Source organism: Roseixanthobacter glucoisosaccharinicivorans, assembly GCF_043195095.2.
Lineage (GTDB): Bacteria > Pseudomonadota > Alphaproteobacteria > Rhizobiales > Xanthobacteraceae > NCEH01.
On sequence record NZ_CM195538.1, the window covers coordinates 483,424 to 504,960 of the forward strand.

Here is a 21,537-nt window from a genome sequence, read left to right on the forward strand (position 1 = left end):
CCTCGCCGACGTGCACGGCCGCGTCAGCCCGCGGCACCGTGCATGTGCGGCCGTTGGGGTGTCAGGCGTGCGTCTCGACGAAGGCGGCATAGGCCGCGGCATCCATCAATTCGTCCAATTCGGCGGGGTTTGAAAGTTTGAGCTTCACGAACCAGCCGGCGCCTTCCGGATCCGCATTGACGGTATCGGGGGCGGCTTCCAGCGCCTCGTTGACGGCAATCACCTCGCCGGAAACCGGGGCATAGACTTCGCTCGCGGCCTTCACGCTCTCGACGACCGCGGCTTCCTGGGACTGCTTCACGACCTTGCCAATGGCCGGAAGCTCCACGAACACAACGTCGCCGAGCTGGCTCTGGGCATAATCGGAGATGCCGATCACCGCCACGTCACCGTCGAGCCGGACATATTCATGGTCCTTGGTGTAGCGCACGTCACTCATGGTCAGGCCCCCTTCTGTTCGCTCTTACGGACGTAGCGCTGGGCCACGAACGGGAATGTGACGACGGTCGCGGGCAGGTTCTTGCCGCGCACGATGATGTCGAGACGCGTGCCCGGCGCCGCCAGGGCGGGCGGCACATAGCCCATGGCGATGGGCGCGTTGAGGGTGGGTGCGAAACCGCCCGAGGTGACGATGCCGATCACCGTTCCGTCCTTGGCAATCTCGGCGCCCTCGCGGGCCGGCGCACGCCCTTCGAGGTGCAGGCCGACGCGCACGCGGGCCGGGCCTTCTGCCAGCTCGCGCTGGATGCGCGCGGCCCCGGGAAAGCCGCCGCCCTCGCGCCGCCGTTTCTGGATGGACCAGACGAGGGCGGCCTCGACCGGAGAGGTGATGGGGTCGATGTCGTGGCCATAGAGGCACAAGCCCGCCTCCAGCCGCAGCGAATCGCGCGCGCCGAGGCCGATGGGCTTGACCTCCGGCTCGGCGAGAAGCGTGTTCCAAACCGTGACTGCGGCGTCTTCGGGGACGGAGATTTCGAATCCGTCCTCGCCGGTATAGCCGGAGCGGGAGATATGGACGGGGATTCCGTCGAACGTGGCCGGGCCGGCCGCCATGAAGTCCAGCGTGGCGCCTTCAGGCGCATGGCGCGCGAGCACGGCGGCGGCCTGCGGACCCTGGAGCGCGAGCAGGGCGCGGTCGTCGAGCCGTTCCAGCGTCACGCCGGCGGGCAAGCGGGCGGCGATATGGGCGTAATCGGCCTCCTTGCCGGCGGCGTTCACCACCAGCAACAAGGTGCCGTCCTCGTCCGGCGCGCCGGGACGGGTGACCATGAGGTCATCCAGAATACCGCCGTCGTCCGCCATCAGCTGGGAATAGCGCTGGCGGCCGGGCTTCAGATTGAGGATGTCGGCGGGGATCAGCGCCTCGAGCGCGGCGGCCGTGGTCGCGTGATCGGGGCCGACGAGCTTGGCCTGGCCCATGTGGGACACGTCGAACAGCCCCGCGTGGGTGCGGGTCCAGGCATGTTCGGCCAGGATTCCATCGCGATATTGCACCGGCATGTCGTAGCCGGCGAACGGGACAAGGCGGGCGCCGAGCGCCGCATGGGCGCCGTGTAGCGGCGTTTTCAGAAGGGGGAGATCAGTCTCGGGATGTGACATTCCGGTTCCTGGGGCGCGCCAAAGTCATCGGGTCTTTCGACCCGAGCGGCGCCCCCTCTGTCACCGGAACCTGAGAGATTTGACCGCACCCGGTGGAACGGGCACGGCTTACGCCTTCGGTGAGCCACCCGCATGAACCCTGAGGGTCACGCCGCGGCTGCTTTCCAGAGTGTCGTCCCCCTGCGGTCCTTTTGCCTGAGCGGTTCCGGGGCGGTTGCGCCTTCGGCGCCAGCCATCATTCAGAGAATGGGCCGGTCTCTCCCGCAGGGATCTTCCGAGCGACCGCTCCGAGGAGCGGCCGCCGTCACCATAGACAAACGCGCCGCAGGGTCAATGCGGCGCGTTTCGTCATTGTGCGGGTGGCGGTCCGAAAGTCGCCGGGGGTGGCCCGAAGGTCGGCGCCGGGCCGAACGTATTGGGGTCCGCGGCTGGCGCTGCCGGGGCGGCCGGCTTGCTCGCGGCGGGCTTTGCGGCGGCCGGGGCAGCGGTTGCCGCAGGCGCGGCATCGGCCGCGGGTGCAGCAGGCCGCGGCCGGGCCGGGCGCGGTCGGGCCGGGGTTTCGCCCTTGGGGTCGAAGCCCACGTAGATCACATATTTCCCGATCGCTTCCGGGGTGGTGACCGGGAAGGAGATGGTGTCCTCCACCACCGTGAAGGTGGTCTGGGTTTCACCCTGGGGGATGTTCAGCGGCACCACGAAGAATTTGGTGGTGATGGTCTTCGGCGAGGGACCTTCCTGCACCACGGCGATGCGGATCGGTACGTTGAGCGCGCCGGGCGTGCCCTTGTCGCCGAGCAGGACGCGCCCATCAAGGCCGACCTTCACGTTCATGACGCCGTTCGCGATATTGCATTCGCGCGCCATCTGGCCGAGCGAGCCCTGGTATTTGAGGCCACCACCGGGGGCGGGGACTTGCCAGGTGGACGCGCCGGAGCGCACGTCCACGCGCGGGCATTCGAATTCCACCGCATCCGGGCCAGTGCCGACGGTCATATTATTGGTGGTCTGTGCGGCGCCTACGCCGCCCGCCGCCGCAGCCGGATCGACATTCACGCCGGGCGCGCCGAACGTTCCCTGCGAGTTGCCGGCGCACCCTGCAAGGGTGATGGCCATGGCTGCCCCGGCCAACACACGCATAGGCAGAGCCGCGTCTAAAGCAAAACGCATGAGGAAACTCCAAAAACCTCCGCAACACGGGAATGTATAACAGAAGGTTAAAGCGCTCGGGGAGGGGGAACCCGCGCCTTGAGCCCGTCGGCGGGGAGGTATCTGACTCTATGGTTACCGGCGGCGCCGGCCGGTCAGTTTCCCACCACTCCCGCCGGTCGTCCGGCAACCACCACCAGAGCCTTGCGCGCACCCGAGAGACGCTGCGAGACGCGTCGCAGATCCTCCAGCGTCACCGCCTCGATCAGCGCGTTGCGGCGATCAATATAATCCATGCCAAGCTTGTCGATCTGGATCTGGAGCAATTGTCCGGCGATCTTCGAAGAGGTGTCGAAGCGCAGTGCGTAGCTGCCGGTGAGATAGCTCTTGGCCTCGTCGAGCTCCGCCTGGGTCGGGCCCTTGTCGAGGATCTGCTGAAACTCCTCGTTGATGATCTTTATGGATTCGCCCGCGCGGTCGTTCTTGGTGGCGGTGCCGGCGAACCACAGGCCCGCGTGCTCCAATGCCACCTGGTAGGAATAGACCGAATAGGCGAGCCCGCGGGCCTCGCGCACTTCCTTGAACAGGCGGGAGGAAAAGGCGCTGCCGCCGAGAATGTGGTTCAGCACATAGGCGGGGATGAAATCCGGGTCCTGCCGTTCCAGCCCGTCAGTGCCGATCATGACCACGGACTGGGGGACATCCAGCGGAATGACGTCGGTCTTGCCGAGGTCCTGGGGCTTCACATCCGCGACCGGAGTGAGCTGCGCGGTGGCCGGAAGCGCGCCGAACACGCGGTCCAGCTCGGTGGCGAGTTCCTCGGGCGTGATATCGCCCACCACCGCCACACGCAGGTTGGAGCGGGCGAGATTGCGCTTGGCGAAAGTAGCCAGATCCTCGCGGGTGATATCGGCGACGCTGGCGAGTGTGCCGTCCACGGGGCGGCCGTAGGGATGGTTCGGGAAGGCCAGCGCGAACCAGCGCTCGTTGGCGAGCGAATTGGGATCGGTGGAGCGCCGCCGCAGCGAGGCAAGCTGCGCGGTGCGGATGCGCTCGACTGCCTCGGTGTCGAAGCGCGGCTGGGTCACCGACAGGCGCAGCATGTCGAAGGCGGCGTCGCGGTTTTCCGAAAGGGTGCGCACCGAGCCGCGGACCTCGTCGCGCCCGGCGTCGAAATGTAGCTCGATGGCCTTGTCGGCCAGCGCCTGGTGGAAGCGCTCGGCATCATATTCGCCGGCGCCCTCGTCCAGCAGCGAGGCGGCGAGGCTGGCGATGCCGGGGCGTTCCGCCGGATCCTGGGCCGCGCCGCCGAGGAAGGCGAATTCCATGGCAAGGAGCGGCAAGGTGGTGTCGCGCACCAGCCACGCCTCGATGCCGCCGGGGCTGACCACGCGTGTGATCCGCGTGGTCTGGGACTGGGCAGGAGCCGCGGAAACAAGGGAAACAGCCATCATCACCAACACAAGAATGCGAGCGCGAAAGGAGGAAGCGGTGAAAGGTGCGCTCACGAGCGCTTCTCCGGTGCCGCAGGCGCGGTCGCGGGAGGCGGGGTCAAATAGCCGGTCACCGCGCGCTTCAGCACGAGATACTGCGCGGCAGCGGCCTTCACGTCCGCCGCGCTGACGCGCTTGATGAGATCCGGCCAGCGGTTCACATCCTCCACGGAAATGCCGGTGGCCCACGCCGCGCCATAGATGCGCGCGAGGGTCGCCTGATTGTCGCGGGCATAGATGGCTTCCGCCGTCAGGCGGGTCTTGGCGCGCGCCAGCTCGACATCGTCCGGCCCCTCCTTCGCCATCTTGTCCACCACGCCGTCCATCGCCTGTTCCAGTGTCTCCAGCGTCACGCCCGGACGGGGCGAGGCGGAGATGCCGAAGCGGGTCTCGTCATAGGCCGTGCTCTGGTACCAAGCGCCCGCGCCGGCCGCGAGCCCTTGCTCGACCACGAGGTCGCGATAGAGACGTCCGGTCTGTCCGCCGCCGAGGATCTGGGCGAGCACGTCCAGTGCCTCCGCCTCGCCGGGCTTGGCGGTGCGATAGGAGGGCACCAGATAGCTGCGCTGAAGGCTCGGCTGGGCAACGCGCGGGTCGCTCAGCGACACCCGGCGATGGACCTGCGGCTCGGGCTCCTGCGGGCGGTTGCGCGGCGGGGTGTCGGCGCGCGGGATGACGCCATAGGTCTTCTCGGCGAGCGCGCGAACGGCTTCCGGTTCCACATCGCCCGCTACCACCAGCACCGCGTTGTTGGGGGCATAGAAGCGGCGATAGAAGGCGAGGGCATCCTCGCGGTTCAGCTGCTTGATCTCATGCTCCCAGCCGATGATCGGATGCTGGTAGGGATGGTTCACATAGGTCGCGGCCTGGAGGGCCTCGGAAAGGCGGGCGCCGGGATCGCTGTCGGTCCGCATGCGGCGCTCTTCGAGCACCACGTCGCGCTCGGGCAGCACCACCGCGTCGGAGAGCTTGAGGCCGGTCATGCGGTCGGCCTCAAAGGTCATGACCGTTTCCAGGTGCTCCTTGGCGACGCGCTGGTAATAGGCGGTGTAATCCTGCGAGGTGAAGGCGTTTTCCTGGCCGCCGAGCCGGGCCACCTCGCCCGAGAACTTGCCGGGGCCGGCCTTCTCGGTGCCCTTGAACATCAGATGCTCAAGGAAATGCGCGATGCCGGACTTGCCCGCCTGCTCGTCGGCAGAGCCGACCTTGTACCACACCATATGGGTGACCACCGGCGCGCGGTGATCGGGAATCACCATCACCGTGAGGCCGTTGGCCAGCTGGTATTGGGTGACGTCCGGCCCTGCGGCGGAAGCGGCGTTCAACGTTGCTGCGGCGGTTCCCGCGGCGACCATTGCGATCATTGCCAGGCGTCTCATCTGTTCGTTTCTGCCCTTTGGAGGCACGGGCCGCGCGAAGGAGTGACGGCGCATCGCCTTAAAATAGGAAGCCGGCGGCGCACCGCCACTGCGGCGAAGCGTGCAACGCGCACATTCATGCGAGCACGCGGCCTTGTTTCCTCACGCGGTTCGGCACGCCGCGAAGACCGGTGCCGGGGCGCAGCGCGGCTGCGGCCCGAAACTCTCACTGGCGATCGAACAGGGTGGGGAACTTGAAGGGTTCCGCCTTCTGCTCCACCACCCCATACGGCGCATTGGGCGCGGGGGTCTGGTAGCCCGGAGGCGGCTCGGTCAGCTCCTGCCGCTCGGGCTCGCCGTTGAAGGTGAGCTTATCCTTGTCGCTGCCCTGGGGCGCGAACCAGTTCTTGAACCCGAGCTCGCTCGGCAACAGCACGTCCCGCTTGGATTCAGCCCCGACCGGCGCGCCGTTCGCAGCGCTCTGGGTCGGCTTGAGGCGCGGATTGTTCAATTGCGAGGGGAGCAGCACGCGGCTTGAATCGGTCAGGCCCACCGGTGTCTGGTCGCCGGCCTTGGCCTTGGCGGCGCGGATCACATCCGGATCCTTCGGCCAATTGGGATTAGCGGCCGCGCCGCCATCGCGCGGCGGCGGCAAGGTGTTGGCGGCGCTCGGCGGGGGAACCACCAGCGGGGCGCGCTCGCGATATTGGATCTGCGGCTTCTCGTCGTCATTGAGGCCGAGAAGGCCGCCGAGCGTGGTCTTGAAGAAGTCGCCGGTGTCGCTTTCCTGGGCAAACGCGAGGTTCGGAGAGGCAGACAGGGCAGCGAATGGAAGCGCTGCCAGCATGAGGCCACGCAGCATAAAGGCTCGGTTCCGCCGATTTTCCGTCATTCGCATGGGCCTTTCCCTCGTGCGCCTGCCCCTTCTCGGACATTCAGCCCATACGGCTGAGGTCAGAGGGCGGCATTTTTGAGGCGCGTCCGAAGAAAGCATCATAAAGCAGCACGGCAACGCCCACAACGACCGCCACATCCGCCACGTTGAACACGTACCAGTTGAAGCCGAAGGCGTGCAGCGACACGAAATCGAACACGGCGCCATAGACCACCCGGTCGGCCGCATTGCCGATGGCGCCGCCGATCAAAAGACCGAGCGAGAAGGCTTCGAGCTTGCGCGGGGTGCGGGCGAGCCACACCGCGAACAGCAAGGAGGCGATCACCTTGAACGCCACCAGCACCCAGCGCCCGGTCTCGCCCTGAGGAAACAGGCCATAGCTGATGCCGCTGTTCCACAGCACCACCAGATTGAGGAACGGGGTCAATTCCCGCACGCCCTCGGGCCAGCTCTGAGACCAGGCGAGCACCGCAGTCTTGCTGCCCTGGTCGAGCACCAGCACGATCAGCGCCACCAGGACGCCGAGGCGGATATGGCGCGCGGGGCGGCTCATTCGGCGGCGGCTCGCGCGGCCAGTTCGCGCAGGGCGCGCGCGTCGCGCAAGGTGACGTCGGGAAAGTCGGGATCGCTGCCGACCTCCTCCAGCACCTTCCAGGAGCGCGCGCATTTGCGGCCCTGTGCCAAGGCGGGCACCACCGCGACGCCGGGGACCTCATCGAGCATGAAGGCGCCTTCGGGCGGCGCCGCCAGGACGAGGTGCGCGCCCGAGGTGATGCACACTTCCGCCAGATCCAGGCCTTCCAGAGCGGCGGCAAGGTCCGGATCGGTCACGAACACCTGCGGCGCGGCTTCGAGCGAGGAGCCGATGCGCTTGGCGGTGCGCTCCACCTCCAGCGCGCCGAGGACCACGCGGCGCACCATGCGGATCTTCCGCCAGGTCTCCGCGAGCGCCTCATTCTTCCATTCCGCAGGGGTCTCGGGGAAGGTGCGCAGGTGCACGGACCCTTCCGTATCGCCGGTGCGGGCGAGGTAGGCTTCCTCGCAGGTGAAGGGCAGAATCGGCGCGAGCCATGTGACGATGCGCTCGAACACCTCGTCCAGCACCGTCAGGCAGGCGCGGCGGGTGAGCGAGGACAAGGGATCGCAATAGAGCGCGTCCTTGCGGACGTCGAAATAGAAGGCGGACAGCTCGCTCGTCATGAAGGACGTCAGCAGCGCGTGGACCTTCTTATAGTCATAGGCCACGTAAGCGGCGCGGATCTGGCCGTCCAGCTCCTGCAGGCGATGCAGGATCAGCTTTTCCAGGGGCGGCATGTCGGCGAAGGCGACCCGTTCGCCGGCGCGGTAATGATGCAGCGAGCCCAGCAGCCAGCGCACGGTATTGCGCAGCTTGCGATAGGTATCGGCGGTTGTCTTGAGGATTTCGGGGCCGATTTTCAGATCGTCCGCATAATCGGAGGCGCACACCCACAGGCGCAGGATGTCGGCGCCGGACGCCTTGATCACGTCCTGGGGCGAGACCACGTTGCCGAGCGACTTGGACATCTTGTGCCCGTTCTCGTCCAGCACGAAGCCGTGGGTCAGCACCGCGTCATAGGGCGGGCGGCCACGGGTGCCGCAGCTCTCCAGCAGGGAGGAGTGGAACCAGCCGCGATGCTGGTCGGAGCCTTCCAGATACATCACCCGGTCCGGCCCGTCCGGCGGGCGGTTCGCCTTCAGGTCGGGGCGCACCTCCAGGGTGAAGGCATGGGTGGAGCCCGAGTCGAACCACACGTCGAGAATATCGTCCACCTTCGCCCAGCCCTCGGCAGCGCGATCGCCAAGGAAGCGCTCGCGGGCGCCCTCCTGGTACCAGGCATCGGCGCCTTCCTCCGCGAAGGCCGCGGCGATGCGGGCGTTCACGGCCGGGTCCTTGAGGATCTCCACGGAGCCGTCGCCGACTTCCTTGACGAACACGGCGATGGGCACGCCCCAGGCACGCTGGCGCGAGACCACCCAATCGGGCCGGCTGGCGATCATGCCGGTGATGCGGTTTTCACCGGTCGCCGGCACCCAATCCACGGTCTTGATGCCGGCGAGCGCGCGGGCGCGCAGGGTGTCGGGCGCGTTGCCGGCCAGCGTCGCGGGACGCGGCGCCGCCGTGCCGTCCGCATTGCGGATGTCCTGGTCCATGGCGATGAACCATTGCGGCGTGTTGCGGAAGATCACCGGCTTCTTGGAGCGCCAGGAATGGGGATATTGGTGCTTCAACCGCCCGCGCGCGAGCAGGTTTCCGGCAGCCACCAAAGCGTCGATGACCGCCTGGTTGGCATCGCCCTTCTCGCCCTTGTCGGTGATGACGCGCTTGCCGGCAAAGCCCGGCGCCTGGTCGGTATAGAAGCTGTCCTCGTCCACCGTATAGGGGATGGCGGGATTGATGCCGCGCTCCTCCAGCCAGCGGCGGTGCGCCGTCCAGATCTCGAAATCTTCGCGGCCGTGACCCGGGGCGGTGTGGACGAAGCCCGTGCCAGCGTCATCGGTGACATGGTCGCCTTCGAGCAGGGGAACCTTGAAGGAATAGCCGAGCGAGGCGAGCGGATGGGCGGTGACGAGGTTCGCCAGCACGTCCGCAGGTACGTCACCGAGACGAGAGAAACTCGTGACGCGGGCAGCCTTGAACACGTCGTCCGCCAGCTTATCGGCGAGGATCAGCTTGTCGCCGGCCTTCGACCAATTGTCCGCTGGTGCCTCAGTGACCTCATACAGGCCATAGGAGATGCGGTTCGAGAAGGAGATCGCCCGGTTGCCGGGCATGGTCCAGGGGGTGGTGGTCCAGATGACGATGGAGGCGCTTTGAATATCTGCAGGATTTGCAAGTCGATGGGTCTGGCTTTGCCACCCTGCAACTGCAACTGGCCCCACCACCGGAAACTTCACCCACACCGTGTCCGACTGGTGGTCGTGATATTCCACCTCCGCCTCGGCGAGCGCGGTCTTTTCCACCACCGACCACATCACCGGCTTGGAGCCGCGATAGAGCAGGCCGTTTTCCGCGAACTTGATGATCTCGCGGGCGATCTGCGCCTCGCCGAGGAAGCTCATTGTGGTATAGGGGTGGTCCCAATCGCCCTCGACGCCGAGGCGCTTGAATTCGGTGCGCTGCTCGTTCAGCCAATGCTCGGCATAGGCGCGGCATTCCTGGCGGAAGGCGATCATGGCGGCGCTGTCAGAGAAGTCGGGCTTGGCCTTGCCCTTCTTGCGGTAATTTTCTTCCTCGATCTTCCATTCGATCGGCAGGCCGTGGCAATCCCAGCCGGGCACGTAATTGGAATCGAAGCCCAGCATCTGCTGGGAGCGCGTCACCACGTCCTTCAGGATCTTGTTGAGCGCGTGGCCGATATGGATGTTGCCATTGGCATAGGGCGGGCCATCGTGCAGCACGAAGCGGGGACGCCCGCGCCCCTCTTCGCGCAGCCGTTCGCGCAGGCCGATGCGGGCCCAGCGCTCCAGCAGCTCCGGCTCCTTCTTCGGCAGCCCGCCCCGCATGGGAAAGTCGGTCTGCGGCAGGAACAGGGTCGCGGAATAGTCCACGGCGTCGGACGGCGTCTTCTCGGTCATGGGATCGGGCTCGAAAGGGATCTTGGCGGCAGATCGTTACATCGGTGGGCGCACCCCGGCGCATCGGCGGGGCGGTCGCGGCGAAGGGGCGTGTCCCGGTTGACCCCGCGCGCTCAGGCGCGCTGGCGGGGTTCCGGGCTGGTAATTCGCGCCCGGGCCGGGCGGCGCGCGCCCTGATGTGACGGTGCTTGTGCCATGCAGGGCTTCTAGCAGGGCTCTCGACGCGGGAAAAGCCCGGATGGAACACGGACGGGCGACGCCCGGCCGCGCGATAAGCGGGAGAGGCCGCCCCAAAAAGCAATGAAGCCCCGGCCAGGCGGCCGAGGCTTCATCTTCCCCTCTTTTTATTTCGGTTGGACACGCCGTTTCGCGCGGCCTGTCCGGGACGTCGCGCGGCCCGGTTCGCGCCGAGGCCGCATTCTGGTTTGCATCGGCCCGCCGCGCGGGCGGGCCTTGTCCGGGCGCGCCGGAAGCTAAGGGGCGGCGGTGCCGCCGCCCCTCAGGCTCAGCTGTGGTAGGCGCGTTCGCCGTGCTCGGTGATGTCGAGGCCTTCGCGTTCCACTTCGATCGGAGCGCGCAGACCGACCACGGCCTTGATGATGAAGAAGAGGATCGCCGAGCCGACGCCGGACCACACGAGGGTGATGAGCACCGCCTTCACCTGCGCCAGGACCTGGGCGCCCATGGCGTAATCGGCAACCGCACCGGTGGTGTAGTCGTAGATGCCGGTGCCGCCGAGCGCCGGGGCGACCACGATACCGGTCGCGATGGCGCCGAAGATGCCGCCGATGCAGTGCACGCCGAACACGTCGAGCGAGTCGTCATAGCCGAAGGCGTTCTTCACGGTGGTGCAGAAGAAGAAGCACAGCACGCCGACGATGAGGCCCGAAACCAGCGAGCCCATGATGCCGGCGAAGCCAGCCATCGGGGTGACGGCCACGAGGCCGGCAACCGCGCCCGACACGACGCCGAGCATGGAAGGCTTACCCTTGGCGAGCCACTCGATGATCATCCAGGAGATGGCGGCGGCGCAGGTGGCGATGAAGGTGTTCATCATGGCCAGAGCGGTGAGGCCGTTGGCTTCCAGGTTGGAGCCCGCGTTGAAGCCGAACCAGCCGACCCACAGGAGGGAGGCGCCGACCATGGTGAGCGTCAGGGAGTGGGGGGAGAAGGCTTCCTTGCCGAAGCCCGTGCGCTTGCCGACGATGAGGCAGCCCACGAAGGCGGCAATACCGGCGTTGATGTGCACCACGGTGCCGCCAGCGAAGTCGATGGCGCCGATCTTGTAGATGTAGCCGGCGTCCGCGAGAACCGCGTCGAGGGCATCCTGCGCCGCCTGCTTGGCCGGGCCGTCAGCCGCCGCCTTCAGGGCCTTGGCAGCCGCGTCGACCGCGTCCGGGCCGGCCCAGTACCAAACCATGTGGGCGATCGGGAAGTAGATGAACGTGACCCAGAGCGGCACGAACAGCACGATCGCCGAGAACTTCACGCGTTCAGCGAACGCACCGAAGATCAGCGCCGGGGTGATCATGGCGAAGGTCATCTGGAAGGCGACGAACACCAGTTCCGGGATCGCCACGCCGACCGTGAAGGTGCCGCCGGCGGAATCCACCGTGATTCCCTTCATGAAGGCCTTGGAGAAGCCGCCGACGAAATCGGAGCCGCCGGTGAAGGCCATGGAATAGCCGTACAGGACCCAGATCAGGCCGACGATGCAGACGGTGTAGAACACCTGCATCAGCACCGAGAGCATGTTCTTGCCGCGCACGAGGCCGCCGTAGAACAGGGCGAGGCCGGGCACCGACATCATCAGCACGACCATGGCGGAGACCAGCATCCAGGCCGTGTCGCCCTTATTGATGGTCGGCGCCGCGGCAACCGCCGCCGCGGCATCGGCCGCCGGCGTGGCTGTCTGCGCAAGCACGGGCATGGCAAGGGCCGCCGCTGCGAGAAGGGTTGGCAGTCCCACCCGGGACCAGGTCTTGAACGTCATGGAATATGGCTCCGTGAATGAGGATTGCTCAGAGGGCGTCGGTGTCGGTCTCGCCGGTGCGGATGCGAACCGCCTGATCGATCTGGAAGACGAAGATCTTCCCGTCGCCGATCTGGCCCGTCTTGGCGGCGGCGGTGATGGCTTCCACCACCTTCGCGACCTGATCGGAGGCGACCGCCACCTCGATCTTCAGCTTGGGGAGAAAGCTCACGGCATATTCGGCGCCGCGATAGATTTCCGTGTGCCCCTTCTGGCGGCCGTAACCCTTGACCTCGGTCACGGTCAGGCCGTGGACCCCGATGCCGGTCAGGGCGTCGCGCACCTCTTCCAGCTTGAACGGCTTAATGATGGCCATCACGATCTTCATGGATCGATCCCTGTCCCTGTCCCCGTGATGCCCTCGCACCGCAAAAGCGGAGGGCGCGTTCTTCCGGGCTGGGCCGCGCGTGACGGGGAAAATCCACGCTGCAGCACCCAAGCCTGCGAACAGGGAATCAAGGACCGTGCCAAATGGGGAAAGCCTCGTTTGCGGCGTGCTTATTTTCTCGCCACGAGACTCTTCGTCATGCGGTTGCCGCAACGTTGCCGGAATTTTAGCCTAAAAAATAATCAGATCGCTCAATCCGCAGTCACCGAGGGGTAACGGGACGCATCAAGCCTTCCTGCGCCGCTGAAGCCACGAGCTTGCCGTCGCGGGTGAAGAGTTCGCCCCGGCAAAATCCCCGCGCGCCCCCGGCGGCCGGGCTTTCCTGAACGTAAAGCAGCCATTCGTCGGCCCGGAACGGCTGGTGAAACCAGAGCGCGTGGTCGAGGCTCGCCACCTGGATGTCCGGATCGAACACGCTCTTGCGATGCGGCACCAGTGCCGCCTGGAGCAGCGAAAGGTCGGAGGCATAGGCAAGCACCGCCTGCTGGGTGCGCAGGTCGTCCGGCAGGGGGCCGCGCGCGCGCACCCAGATGCTCGGACGGGAGGTGTTGATATTGCCCGAAAGGAACGCGGGATCGAGGCTCGTGGGCTTCACTTCCAGCGGACGCAGCGCCATCCAGTCGCGCTTCGAGGCGGCGGGAAAGCGCTTCAGCAGCTTGTCGCGCCACACCTCGTCAGAGGGCAATTCTTCCGGCTGGGGCACGTGCGGCATGGCGATCTGGTGCTCCAGCCCGGGTTCCAGGAGCTGAAACGAGGCGGACATGGAGAAGATCGCCTTGCCGTGCTGGATCGCCTTCACGGTGCGCGTGGTGAAGGAGCGGCCGTCGCGGATGCGGTCCACCTCATAGACGATGGGGATCGTGGGATCGCCGCCCAGAAGGAAATAGCCGTGCAGCGAATGGGTGATGCGCTCCATCTCCACGGTGCGCTGGGCGGCCACGAGGGCCTGCGCCACCACCTGTCCGCCGAACACCCGCCCGCCGCCCGGGCTCCCGCTGCGACCCCGGAACAGATTGATCTCAAGGGGCTCAAGGTCGAGGATGTGCAGGAGGGCTTCGACATCATTCATGGCGGGGCTCGACCTTGAAGGTTGCGGGGCGGGTTCGGGCGAACGAGCCACGCGCGCGGGCGCCCGTCAAGGTCAGGCTGCCGCACGCGCCCGCATCGCAGGGCCGCTTTTCAGCCCGCGCCTTTTCAACCCGCGCCATGGTATGGGCGGCGGGCACATCGAGGAGAAGATCATGACCGCCAGCGATGAGACCCACACGCCCGCCGCAGGCCGCGCCGATGTGGTGATCGCGGGGGCGGGGCTCGCCGGGCTGAGCCTTGCGCTAGCGCTCAAGGACGGGCTCGGACGCGATGCCGCCATCACGGTGCTGGACCCGGCCTTCGCGCGCGGCACCTGGGGCGATCCACGCGCCTCCGCCATTGCCGCCGGCGCACGCCGCCTGCTCACCGTGCTCGGCGTCTGGGACAAGGTGGCGCCGGCGGCCGAACCCATGCGCACCATGGTGGTGACCGACAGCCGCACCCGCGACGTCGCCCGCCCGGTGTTCCTCACCTTCGACGGCGAGGTGGAGGAAGGCGAGGCGTTCGCCTACATGGTGCCGAATGCCGTGCTCCAGCAAGCTCTGACCGAGGCGGCCCAGGCGGCCGGCGTGGCGCTGATCGCCGAGCCGGTGGGCGATTTCTCCACCGACCGCGGCGGCGTGACCGTTTCCTACGGCACCGACCAGACCCTGCGGACTCCGCTGCTGGTGGCCTGTGACGGCGCCCGCTCGCGCCTGCGGGAGATGGCCGGAATCCAGACCGTCTCCTGGGCCTATGGCCAATCGGCCATCACCTTCACCGTGGAGCACGAGCGCCCGCACGAGGGGCGGGCGGAGGAGCATTTCCTGCCGGGCGGCCCGTTCGCCACGCTGCCGCTGCCGGGCAACCGCTCGTCCGTCGTATGGACCGAGCGGACGGCGGAAGCCCAGCGCCTGGTGGACCTGCCGGCGTTCCGCTTCCAGGAGGAGCTGGAGCAGCGCTTCGGCCTCTCCCTCGGCGCGGTGAAGCCGGTGACCAAGCCGAGCGTGCATCCTCTCGGCTTTGCCATGGCGCGCAGCTTCATCGGCGAACGGTTCGCGCTGGTGGGGGACGCCGCCCATCTCATCCATCCCATCGCCGGGCAGGGCCTCAACATGGGCCTGCGCGATGTTGCCGCACTGGCCGAGGCGATCACGGACGCCGCCCGCGTCGGCCTCGATTACGCGTCGCCCCAGGTGCTGGAGCGCTACCAGCGCTGGCGGCGGTTCGACACCCTGGCCATGGGGGTGGCCACCGACGGGCTGAACAAATTGTTCTCCAACCATTCCGACGCCCTGCGGCTGATGCGCGATGTCGGCCTTGGCCTGGTGGACCGGCTGCCGCGTCTCAAGGGCCTGTTCATCAAGGATGCGGCGGGGCTGACCGGCGCGGTGCCCAAGCTCATGCGTGGGATGGCGCTGTAGCGCGAACCAGGCGCTCCGCCTCGGGAGGGGCGCGGGGTGGGGCCAATCGCGGCTCGTGGGGCGGCCTCAAGGGGCGGCCTCAAGGGGCGGGCGCCGAAAATGTTTCACGTGAAACAATGGCTTAGCGAAGACGAACAGGGTGTGAAGCGGGTTTCTCGCCGCTTTTCCGCCGATGACACCGCGTGTTCGGGCGAGATCTCCTACATGAATCCGAAGGGCGCGCATCCATCGGTTCCAGGACCCTGAGCATCACGTTTCCTCAGCTGGCGTCTTTGCCGGAAGCAGCGTGGATGCACGGGCTCGACCCGTGCATCCACGCTGCACCGATGGTGCCCGCCTTTCAAGATCGGCGCGGTCGGAGCGGCGTGGATGGCGGGACAGGCCGGCCGTCACGCGCGAAGGGGGCGCTGCGCCTCAGGCACCTTTTGGCCTTTTGTGAGCGGTCTTCTCCCTCCCCCCTTGCGGGGGAGGGGTGGGGAGGGGGGTCTGATGGCGCGAAAATCCCATCGCCGGTTGGGCGGCGCGATACCCCCCTCCCTGTCCCTCCCCCGCAAGGGGGGAGGGGATACGGCAAGGGGGCTCGGGGGCGCGGTCGGAGCGGGGTGGATCGCCGGGACAGGCCGGCCGTGACGCGCGAAGGCGGACGCTGCGCCTCACGTGCCTTCTCGCTTCTGCCTGAGGCTGCGCCTCAGATCTCCTCTCGTTCTGCCTGAGGCTGCGCCTCACGTGCCTTCTCGCTTCTGCCTGAGGCTGCGCCTCAGATCTCCCCTCGTTCTGCCTGAGGCTGCGCCTCAGGCTTGGGTCTCGATGAAGCGCACCAGCGCGGGCAGCACGCCGGGGTGCAGGGGGGCGGTGCGGTTCCTGTAGAGGGCGAAATTGGCCGCGCGGTCCTCCGGCGCCACCTTGAACATGTGGTTCGCGTCCGCCAGCGTCACCACTTCCGCGTCCGGCCGGCCGCGCCGCAGGGCCGCGAGATCCTGCCCGCTCACCTGAAGATCGCGAAGGCCCTGAACCAGCAAGGTCGGCGTGCGCACGCGCGCGAGGTCGCGCGCCGGGTCCACCGCGCATTCCGAGGCCAGGAAGGGTTGAACCGAGGGGCGGAACGCCATGCGCAGCGCCGGGGGCACCTGGAACACCCGCCCGCCGGCCGCCACCGTGCGCAGGATGCTCAACGCCTCGTTCAGCATGGAATCGGTGAGGTTCATGGCCACGAACTGATCGTGGAGGATATCGGCCAGCGGCCGCCCGGCGCCGGCCAGCAGCACCAGGCCCGCAACCGGCACCCGCTCGGCGCTGCGCGTCGCGACGCTCGCGCCCTCGCTATGGCCGATGGCGATCAGGCTGGAGACATCCGGCCGCGCCGCCAGCGCGCGCAAGGCATTGACGCTGTCGTCCACATATTGGTCGAAGCGCAGATCCTCCTCGCGCGCCACCAGCGCGCGGCTGGCACCGACCCCGCGCTTGTCGTAGCGCAGCACCTTGTATCCCGCCCCGGCGAGGCCGAGCGCGATCTGGCGATAGAGGTCGGTTGAGATCGACGGGCCATTGCCGTCGCGGTCCAGCGGACCGGAGCCGGGCAGAAGCAGCACGGCCGGGCCGGCGGCGCGCCCGTCGCGGGCCAGCGCCAAGGTGCCGCTGAGCCCGCCGAGGGCCCAGGGCTGTTCTTCCACCTCGAAGACGGGAGCCGCCCCGAGGCGCCGGGAACCGGTAAGCAGCAGGCCACAGGCGCCTGCCGCCAGAAGCGCGCGCCGGCTGATCACGCAGGTTCAGCCGTTGAGTTCGGTTTCGGTCAGGCGACGGGCTTCGTCAGCCAGCATGATCGGGATGCCGTCGCGGATCGGGAACGCCAGCTTGGCCGCGCGCGACACCAGTTCCTGGCGGGCACGATCATAGGAGAGCGGCGCCTTGGTGAGCGGGCAGACCAGGATTTCCAGAAGCTTGGGGTCCACTTCGTGGCCCGGTCGCTGCGGTTGCGTCATCGAATATCCCCTTGAAGGCCGCCCGGTCTGCCACCCCAGGATGGTTCCCCCGACCAAATGCGGCACTGCACTTTTGCGGACCCAAGTGTAGCTATTGCGGCGCACACGTCCATGATGAATTTTGCCGGCATCGCGCTTGTAGCTCATGGTCAAGTCCAAGATATGACAGGCCAAAGCCGTTTCAGCGCAGGCTTTCACGGCCTTCTATTCGCGCCGTGCGGGTGTGATCTGCAGCGCGCGTGTGTCACCAGAAGTGATGGGAGGCATCGCATCCTTTTGCTATTCGCCCGCCAGGCCCAAGACTAGAACGAAACCCCGGAGCTTCAGCCGGTCCGACGCGGCGGCGCCAAGGCGCAGCAGCAATCGGCCGCGCTTGGCTGCGCTTGGCGGCGCGTGCTTGCGCGTTCGCGCTTTCCGCAAGGCCGGTGCGTTTTGGTGCAGGGTCCCATGGCGTCGCGCGTTCCCCTCGGACTTTTCCTCGGCTTCGTCGGGGTGGTGATCTTCGGCGCCACCTTGCCGGCGACGCGCCTCGCCCTGACCGGTTTTGATCCTGTTTTCGTCACCTTCGCACGTGCGGCCATGGCCGGCTTGCTGGCGGCGCCGCTGCTGATGCTGCGCGCCCGCTCCCTTCCCCGCGCGCCCGGCGTGCTGCGCGATCTGCTGGTGGTGGTGGTCAGCCTGATCTTCGCCTTTCCCTTGCTCATGGGCACCGCCACCGCCACCGTTCCCGTGGCCCATGCCGGCGTCGTGCTCGGCCTGCTGCCGCTGGCGACCGTCGCTGGGGCGGCGGCGCTGGCCGGAGAGCGCCCAAGCCGCGCCTTCATTGCGCTCAGCCTGCTTGGGGCCGGGGTGGTGGTGGCATTCGCCCTGCGCAATGGCGGCGCCGGCCGATTCGGCTTCGGCGATACGCTGCTGGTGCTCTCGGTGGTGGCCTGCGGCATCGGCTATCCGATCAGCGCCCGGCTGGCGCGCCACATGGAGGCATGGGAGGTGATTTCCTGGGCCCTGGTGCTGGCCCTGCCGCTCACCATCCCGCTCACACTTCTGACCTTTCCCGCCAATGTGGCGGCGGCGCCCGCGCTTGCCTGGGCGGGGCTCGGCTATGTGGCGGTGATGAGCCAGTTCATCGGCTTCTTCTTCTGGAATGCGGGCCTCGCCATGGGCGGCATCTCGCGGGTCTCGCAGGTGCAATTGTTGCAGACCTTCGTCACCGTCGGCCTGGCCTGGCCGATCAATGGGGAGGCGCCGGAATTGGAGACCGTGCTGTTTGCGGTGGCCGTGGTGGGCATCGTGGCGCTCGGGCGCGGCGCCAAGGTGCGCCGGGCGGCGGTGGCGCCTTAGGAATCTGCGCGCTGCCCGCGCCGGCCGCGCCGGAGCGGGCTTGCCCCCTCTCCCGCTAGCGGGAGAGGGCTGGGGTGATGGAAGGTGCGCGTCAGTCCGCGAGCCCGAGGCTCGGCGCCTTAAGACCGAACGCTGTCTTTCAATCCCGCCCGTCTGCCCCCACCCTAACCCTCCCCCGCAAGCGGGAGAGGGGATGAGGGGCGCGCGTGCGGGAGGAGCAGGAGAGAACCGGCGGGCAGGCGGGAGGGGCGAAAGAGCGGGCTTGCCCCCTCTCCCGCTTGCTGGAGAGGGCTGGGGTGAGGGAAGGTGCGCTTCAGTCCGCGAGCCCGAGGCTCGGCGCAGCGCGGCGTTCCAGCACGCCGCGAATGGCCTCCACCAATTCCTCTTCCTTCACCGCGAACTGGGCCGGGCGGGCGGCGCGATATTCCGCATTGTCGGCGATGCCGGCGGCGATCTTCGCGCCTTCGACCAGGTCCTTCACCTGGACCTCGCCGGCGTCCTTCTCGTTCGAGCCCTGGATGATGACCGCCGGCGCATTGCGCTTGTCGGCATATTTCATCTGCGCCTTCATGCCGCCGCCGCCGAGATACATTTCCGCGCGGATGCCGTTCTTGCGCAGGTCCGAGACCATCTTCATGTAATCGGCGATGCGCTCGGGCTGCTTGTCCATGACGAGCACCACCACGGGGCCGATTTCCGGCTCCGCATCCATCTTGCCGAGATGGGCCAGCGCATGGAGCAGGCGCGAGACGCCGATGGAGAAGCCGGTGGCCGGCACCGCCTCGCCTCGAAAGCGCGCCACGAGCCCGTCATAGCGTCCGCCGCCCGCCACCGAGCCGAACCGCACCGGGCGGCCGTCCTCGTCCTTCACCTCGAAGGTCAGCTCGGCCTCGTAGACCGGGCCGGTGTAATATTCGAGGCCGCGGACGACGGAGGGGTCGATGAGAATGCGTCCGTCGTCATAACCCGCCGCCGCCACCAGGGCGGCGATGAGCTGCAACTCCTCGACGCCGGCGCGGCCGGCGGCATTCTCCCCCACCACGTCCACGAGCCGGGCGAGGCCCTCGACACCCGTGCCGGCATTGACGAAGGCCAGCACCTTGTCGATGGCCTCGGCCGCAAGCCCTGCGCCCTTGGTGAAGTCGCCGCTCTTGGCCTCCGGGCTTTCCCAGCGGCCCGCGCCGAGCAGGTCGCGGACGCCGTCGGGGCCGATCTTGTCCAGCTTGTCGATCGCCCGTAGCACGGTGAGCCGGCGCCCGGCATTCTCCGCGCCGCCGAGGCCGATGGCCTCCAGAACGCCGTCCAACACCTTGCGATTGTTCACCTTGATGACGTAATCGCCGCGCGCGATGCCCACCGCTTCCAGCGTGTCGGCGGCCATCATGCAGATTTCCGCGTCCGCCGAGACCGAGGGCGCGCCCACCGTATCGGCATCGAACTGCATGAACTGGCGGAACCGCCCCGGGCCGGGCTTCTCGTTGCGGAACACGAAGCCCGCGCGATAGGAGCGGAAGGGCTTGGGCAAGGCGTCGAAATGCTCGGCCACGTGGCGCGCGAGCGGGGCGGTGAGGTCGTAGCGCAGCGAGAGCCACTGCTCGTCATCGTCCTGGAACGAGAACACGCCCTCGTTCGGCCGGTCCTGGTCGGGCAGGAACTTGCCGAGTGCGTCGGTATATTCGATGGCGGGGGTTTCCAGCGCGTCGAAGCCGTACAGCTCATAGACGGCGCGGATCTTGTCCAGCATGGCGCGGGTCGCGGTCAGCTCGGCGCCGTGGCGGTCGACGAGGCCGCGCGGCAGCCGGGCCTTCGGCTTGTTGCTCTGCGTGGACATGGGAAATGCGCCTGTTGTTCTTGTGCGGAAAGCCGCGTCTTAGAGGAGGGCGCCGGACGCGGCAAGCCGCCTCGCCCGTGACGCAGCCCCGCGCCGGACGTATGAAGGAGCCATGAGCGACCCCGCAGCCGCCGGCCCCGGCGCCCACGTTCCGAATGGCGCCGATCCGGACGGCGCCGAATTCGATCCGCCGCCCGACCGGCCGCTGAAGCGCGGCTGGACCACGGGCACCTGCGCGGCCGGCGCCGCCAAGGCGGCGTTCGCGGCGCTCGCGGGCGGGGATTTTCCCGATCCGGTGGAGGTGGAACTGCCCTCCGGCGCGCGCCCGGCCTTTGCGCTGGCGGTGCAGGCGCGCGACGGCGACAGCGCCATGGCGGGCATCGTGAAGGATGCGGGGGATGATCCCGACGTCACCCATGGCGCGCTGGTGATGGCGCGGGTGAAGCGCCTGCCGGCGGGCAGCGGGCTCGTGTTCCGCGCCGGGCCAGGGGTGGGCACCGTGACGCGGCCCGGCCTGCCGATCCCGCCCGGGGAGCCGGCCATCAATCCCACGCCCCGCGCCATGATCGCCCAAGGCATCGCGGAAGTGGCGGCGGCGCAGGGCATCGGCGCCGACGCGGAGGTGGAGATTTCCATCGAGCATGGCGCCGAGCTGGCCCTGAAGACGCTCAATCCCCGCCTCGGCATCCTCGGCGGGCTCTCGGTGCTGGGGACGACGGGCGTCGTGATTCCGTTTTCCTGCTCGGCCTGGATCCACTCCATCCATCGCGGCATCGACGTCGCCCGCGCCATGGGGCTGGACCATGTGGCGGGGGCCACAGGGTCCGCCTCCGAGGCGGCGGTGCAGGCCGTTCATGGCCTCGACGAGGTGGCGCTGATCGACATGGGCGATTTCGTCGGCGGCATGTTGAAATATCTGCGCGCGCATCCCGTCGCCAAGGTCACGGTGGCGGGTGGCGTCGCCAAGATGACCAAGCTCGCGCAAGGGCTGCTGGACCTGCATTCCAAGCGCGGCGCGCCGGATCTGGAAGCGCTCGCGCTGCTTGCCGGGGAGGCGGGCGGCTCTGCCGGGCTGTGCGCGCGCATCCGCGCCGCCAATACGGTGGCCGAGGCCTTCCAGCATGCGAGCGCGGACGGGCTCGCGCTCGGTGATCTGGTGGCCGCGCACGCCTGGACCACCGCGGCGGCGGCGCTGGGGCGGGCGGATGTGGCTTTGGAAATCCTGGTGTTCGACCGCGCCGGCGCCCGCATGGGCCGCGCGCCCTTCGCGCCGACGGGGAAGGGCTGATCTGTTCCGCCCGGACAGTCCCCCGAAGGCCGGACCTGAAGCAGATGCGCGCCGTTCCATCGTCTTTCGACAGTTCCCTTTTCGTCCTGGCCGTGCGT

General features: G+C 67.9%; 17 protein-coding genes and 1 riboswitch. Of the genes, 3 read left to right on the forward strand and 14 right to left on the reverse strand.

All coding sequences use genetic code 11. From position 1 onward, the window contains the following. Positions 1 to 61: 61 nt before the first annotated feature. From gcvH to tesB, 11 genes are all read right to left on the reverse strand, one after another. A complete protein-coding gene (gcvH, locus tag V5F78_RS02095; protein WP_394014032.1) occupies positions 62 to 439 on the reverse strand; it encodes a glycine cleavage system protein GcvH in 378 nt (125 codons plus the stop codon). A 2-nt stretch (positions 440 to 441) separates the two neighbouring features. Then, positions 442 to 1,599, reverse strand: coding sequence for a glycine cleavage system aminomethyltransferase GcvT (gene gcvT, locus V5F78_RS02100; RefSeq protein WP_394068995.1), 1,158 nt, complete (start codon positions 1,597 to 1,599; stop codon positions 442 to 444). Between the two features lie 173 nt (positions 1,600 to 1,772). After that, positions 1,773 to 1,873, reverse strand: a riboswitch (glycine riboswitch). A 74-nt stretch (positions 1,874 to 1,947) separates the two neighbouring features. Further along, positions 1,948 to 2,712, reverse strand: a complete 765-nt coding sequence (locus V5F78_RS02105) for a hypothetical protein (protein WP_394068996.1) — start codon at positions 2,710 to 2,712, stop codon at positions 1,948 to 1,950. Positions 2,713 to 2,900: 188 nt separating this feature from the next. After that, the gene (locus tag V5F78_RS02110) at positions 2,901 to 4,136 is read right to left on the reverse strand and encodes a M16 family metallopeptidase (RefSeq protein ID WP_394068998.1); all 1,236 of its coding nucleotides are present in this window, start codon (positions 4,134 to 4,136) and stop codon (positions 2,901 to 2,903) included. A 113-nt stretch (positions 4,137 to 4,249) separates the two neighbouring features. Beyond that, positions 4,250 to 5,617 (reverse strand): M16 family metallopeptidase, encoded by a 1,368-nt coding sequence (locus V5F78_RS02115; RefSeq protein WP_394068999.1) that lies wholly within the window; start codon positions 5,615 to 5,617, stop codon positions 4,250 to 4,252. Between the two features lie 205 nt (positions 5,618 to 5,822). Then, positions 5,823 to 6,458: a hypothetical protein gene (locus V5F78_RS02120; RefSeq protein ID WP_394069000.1), complete on the reverse strand. Its 636-nt coding sequence runs from the start codon at positions 6,456 to 6,458 to the stop codon at positions 5,823 to 5,825. A 73-nt stretch (positions 6,459 to 6,531) separates the two neighbouring features. After that, on the reverse strand, positions 6,532 to 7,044 hold the full coding sequence (gene lspA / locus V5F78_RS02125; RefSeq protein WP_394069002.1) for a signal peptidase II: 513 nt from the start codon (positions 7,042 to 7,044) through the stop codon (positions 6,532 to 6,534). Beyond that, positions 7,041 to 10,088 carry an isoleucine--tRNA ligase gene (gene ileS / locus V5F78_RS02130; RefSeq protein WP_394069004.1) on the reverse strand — a complete coding sequence of 1,016 codons (3,048 nt, stop codon included), beginning with the start codon at positions 10,086 to 10,088 and terminating at the stop codon, positions 7,041 to 7,043. The genes lspA and ileS overlap by 4 nt, the downstream gene beginning before the upstream one ends. 505 nt (positions 10,089 to 10,593) lie before the next feature. Further along, positions 10,594 to 12,081 (reverse strand): ammonium transporter, encoded by a 1,488-nt coding sequence (locus V5F78_RS02135; RefSeq protein WP_394069006.1) that lies wholly within the window; start codon positions 12,079 to 12,081, stop codon positions 10,594 to 10,596. A 28-nt stretch (positions 12,082 to 12,109) separates the two neighbouring features. Continuing rightward, positions 12,110 to 12,448 carry a P-II family nitrogen regulator gene (locus V5F78_RS02140; RefSeq protein ID WP_348844448.1) on the reverse strand — a complete coding sequence of 113 codons (339 nt, stop codon included), beginning with the start codon at positions 12,446 to 12,448 and terminating at the stop codon, positions 12,110 to 12,112. Between the two features lie 262 nt (positions 12,449 to 12,710). Further along, a complete protein-coding gene (gene tesB / locus V5F78_RS02145; protein ID WP_394069008.1) occupies positions 12,711 to 13,577 on the reverse strand; it encodes an acyl-CoA thioesterase II in 867 nt (288 codons plus the stop codon). Between the two features lie 172 nt (positions 13,578 to 13,749). Between tesB and V5F78_RS02150 the strand changes: the two genes are divergently transcribed. Next, positions 13,750 to 15,000 carry a ubiquinone biosynthesis hydroxylase gene (locus V5F78_RS02150; RefSeq protein ID WP_394069010.1) on the forward strand — a complete coding sequence of 417 codons (1,251 nt, stop codon included), beginning with the start codon at positions 13,750 to 13,752 and terminating at the stop codon, positions 14,998 to 15,000. A 791-nt stretch (positions 15,001 to 15,791) separates the two neighbouring features. On the opposite strand, the gene V5F78_RS02155 is transcribed toward V5F78_RS02150, so the two are convergent. Both V5F78_RS02155 and V5F78_RS02160 read right to left on the reverse strand, forming a co-directional pair. After that, the gene (locus V5F78_RS02155; RefSeq protein WP_394069011.1) at positions 15,792 to 16,760 is read right to left on the reverse strand and encodes an alpha/beta hydrolase; all 969 of its coding nucleotides are present in this window, start codon (positions 16,758 to 16,760) and stop codon (positions 15,792 to 15,794) included. Between the two features lie 6 nt (positions 16,761 to 16,766). After that, on the reverse strand, positions 16,767 to 16,979 hold the full coding sequence (locus V5F78_RS02160; RefSeq protein ID WP_394042052.1) for a Trm112 family protein: 213 nt from the start codon (positions 16,977 to 16,979) through the stop codon (positions 16,767 to 16,769). Positions 16,980 to 17,426: 447 nt separating this feature from the next. Between V5F78_RS02160 and V5F78_RS02165 the strand changes: the two genes are divergently transcribed. Beyond that, positions 17,427 to 18,320 carry a DMT family transporter gene (locus V5F78_RS02165; protein WP_394069013.1) on the forward strand — a complete coding sequence of 298 codons (894 nt, stop codon included), beginning with the start codon at positions 17,427 to 17,429 and terminating at the stop codon, positions 18,318 to 18,320. A 313-nt stretch (positions 18,321 to 18,633) separates the two neighbouring features. On the opposite strand, the gene hisS is transcribed toward V5F78_RS02165, so the two are convergent. Further along, positions 18,634 to 20,151: a histidine--tRNA ligase gene (hisS, locus tag V5F78_RS02170; protein WP_394069015.1), complete on the reverse strand. Its 1,518-nt coding sequence runs from the start codon at positions 20,149 to 20,151 to the stop codon at positions 18,634 to 18,636. Between the two features lie 112 nt (positions 20,152 to 20,263). Here hisS and V5F78_RS02175 point away from each other — a divergent pair, with 112 nt between their 5' ends. Next, positions 20,264 to 21,439 carry a cobalt-precorrin-5B (C(1))-methyltransferase gene (locus tag V5F78_RS02175; protein WP_394069017.1) on the forward strand — a complete coding sequence of 392 codons (1,176 nt, stop codon included), beginning with the start codon at positions 20,264 to 20,266 and terminating at the stop codon, positions 21,437 to 21,439. Positions 21,440 to 21,537 lie beyond the last annotated feature (98 nt).

Bases quoted from the DNA above. Each gene is read 5' to 3' on its own strand.
- V5F78_RS02165 (WP_394069013.1), top strand. From the start codon at position 17,427: ATGGCGTCGCGCGTTCCCCTCGGACTTTTCCTCGGCTTCGTCGGGGTG.
- V5F78_RS02105 (WP_394068996.1), bottom strand. From the start codon at position 2,712: ATGGCCATCACCCTTGCAGGGTGCGCCGGCAACTCGCAGGGAACGTTC.
- V5F78_RS02150 (WP_394069010.1), top strand. From the start codon at position 13,750: ATGACCGCCAGCGATGAGACCCACACGCCCGCCGCAGGCCGCGCCGAT.
- V5F78_RS02160 (WP_394042052.1), bottom strand. From the start codon at position 16,979: ATGACGCAACCGCAGCGACCGGGCCACGAAGTGGACCCCAAGCTTCTG.
- gcvT (WP_394068995.1), bottom strand. From the start codon at position 1,599: ATGTCACATCCCGAGACTGATCTCCCCCTTCTGAAAACGCCGCTACAC.
- hisS (WP_394069015.1), bottom strand. From the start codon at position 20,151: ATGTCCACGCAGAGCAACAAGCCGAAGGCCCGGCTGCCGCGCGGCCTC.
- lspA (WP_394069002.1), bottom strand. From the start codon at position 7,044: ATGAGCCGCCCCGCGCGCCATATCCGCCTCGGCGTCCTGGTGGCGCTG.
- V5F78_RS02175 (WP_394069017.1), top strand. From the start codon at position 20,264: ATGAGCGACCCCGCAGCCGCCGGCCCCGGCGCCCACGTTCCGAATGGC.
- gcvH (WP_394014032.1), bottom strand. From the start codon at position 439: ATGAGTGACGTGCGCTACACCAAGGACCATGAATATGTCCGGCTCGAC.
- V5F78_RS02135 (WP_394069006.1), bottom strand. From the start codon at position 12,081: ATGACGTTCAAGACCTGGTCCCGGGTGGGACTGCCAACCCTTCTCGCA.
- V5F78_RS02115 (WP_394068999.1), bottom strand. From the start codon at position 5,617: ATGAGACGCCTGGCAATGATCGCAATGGTCGCCGCGGGAACCGCCGCA.
- ileS (WP_394069004.1), bottom strand. From the start codon at position 10,088: ATGACCGAGAAGACGCCGTCCGACGCCGTGGACTATTCCGCGACCCTG.
- V5F78_RS02140 (WP_348844448.1), bottom strand. From the start codon at position 12,448: ATGAAGATCGTGATGGCCATCATTAAGCCGTTCAAGCTGGAAGAGGTG.
- tesB (WP_394069008.1), bottom strand. From the start codon at position 13,577: ATGAATGATGTCGAAGCCCTCCTGCACATCCTCGACCTTGAGCCCCTT.
- V5F78_RS02120 (WP_394069000.1), bottom strand. From the start codon at position 6,458: ATGCTGCGTGGCCTCATGCTGGCAGCGCTTCCATTCGCTGCCCTGTCT.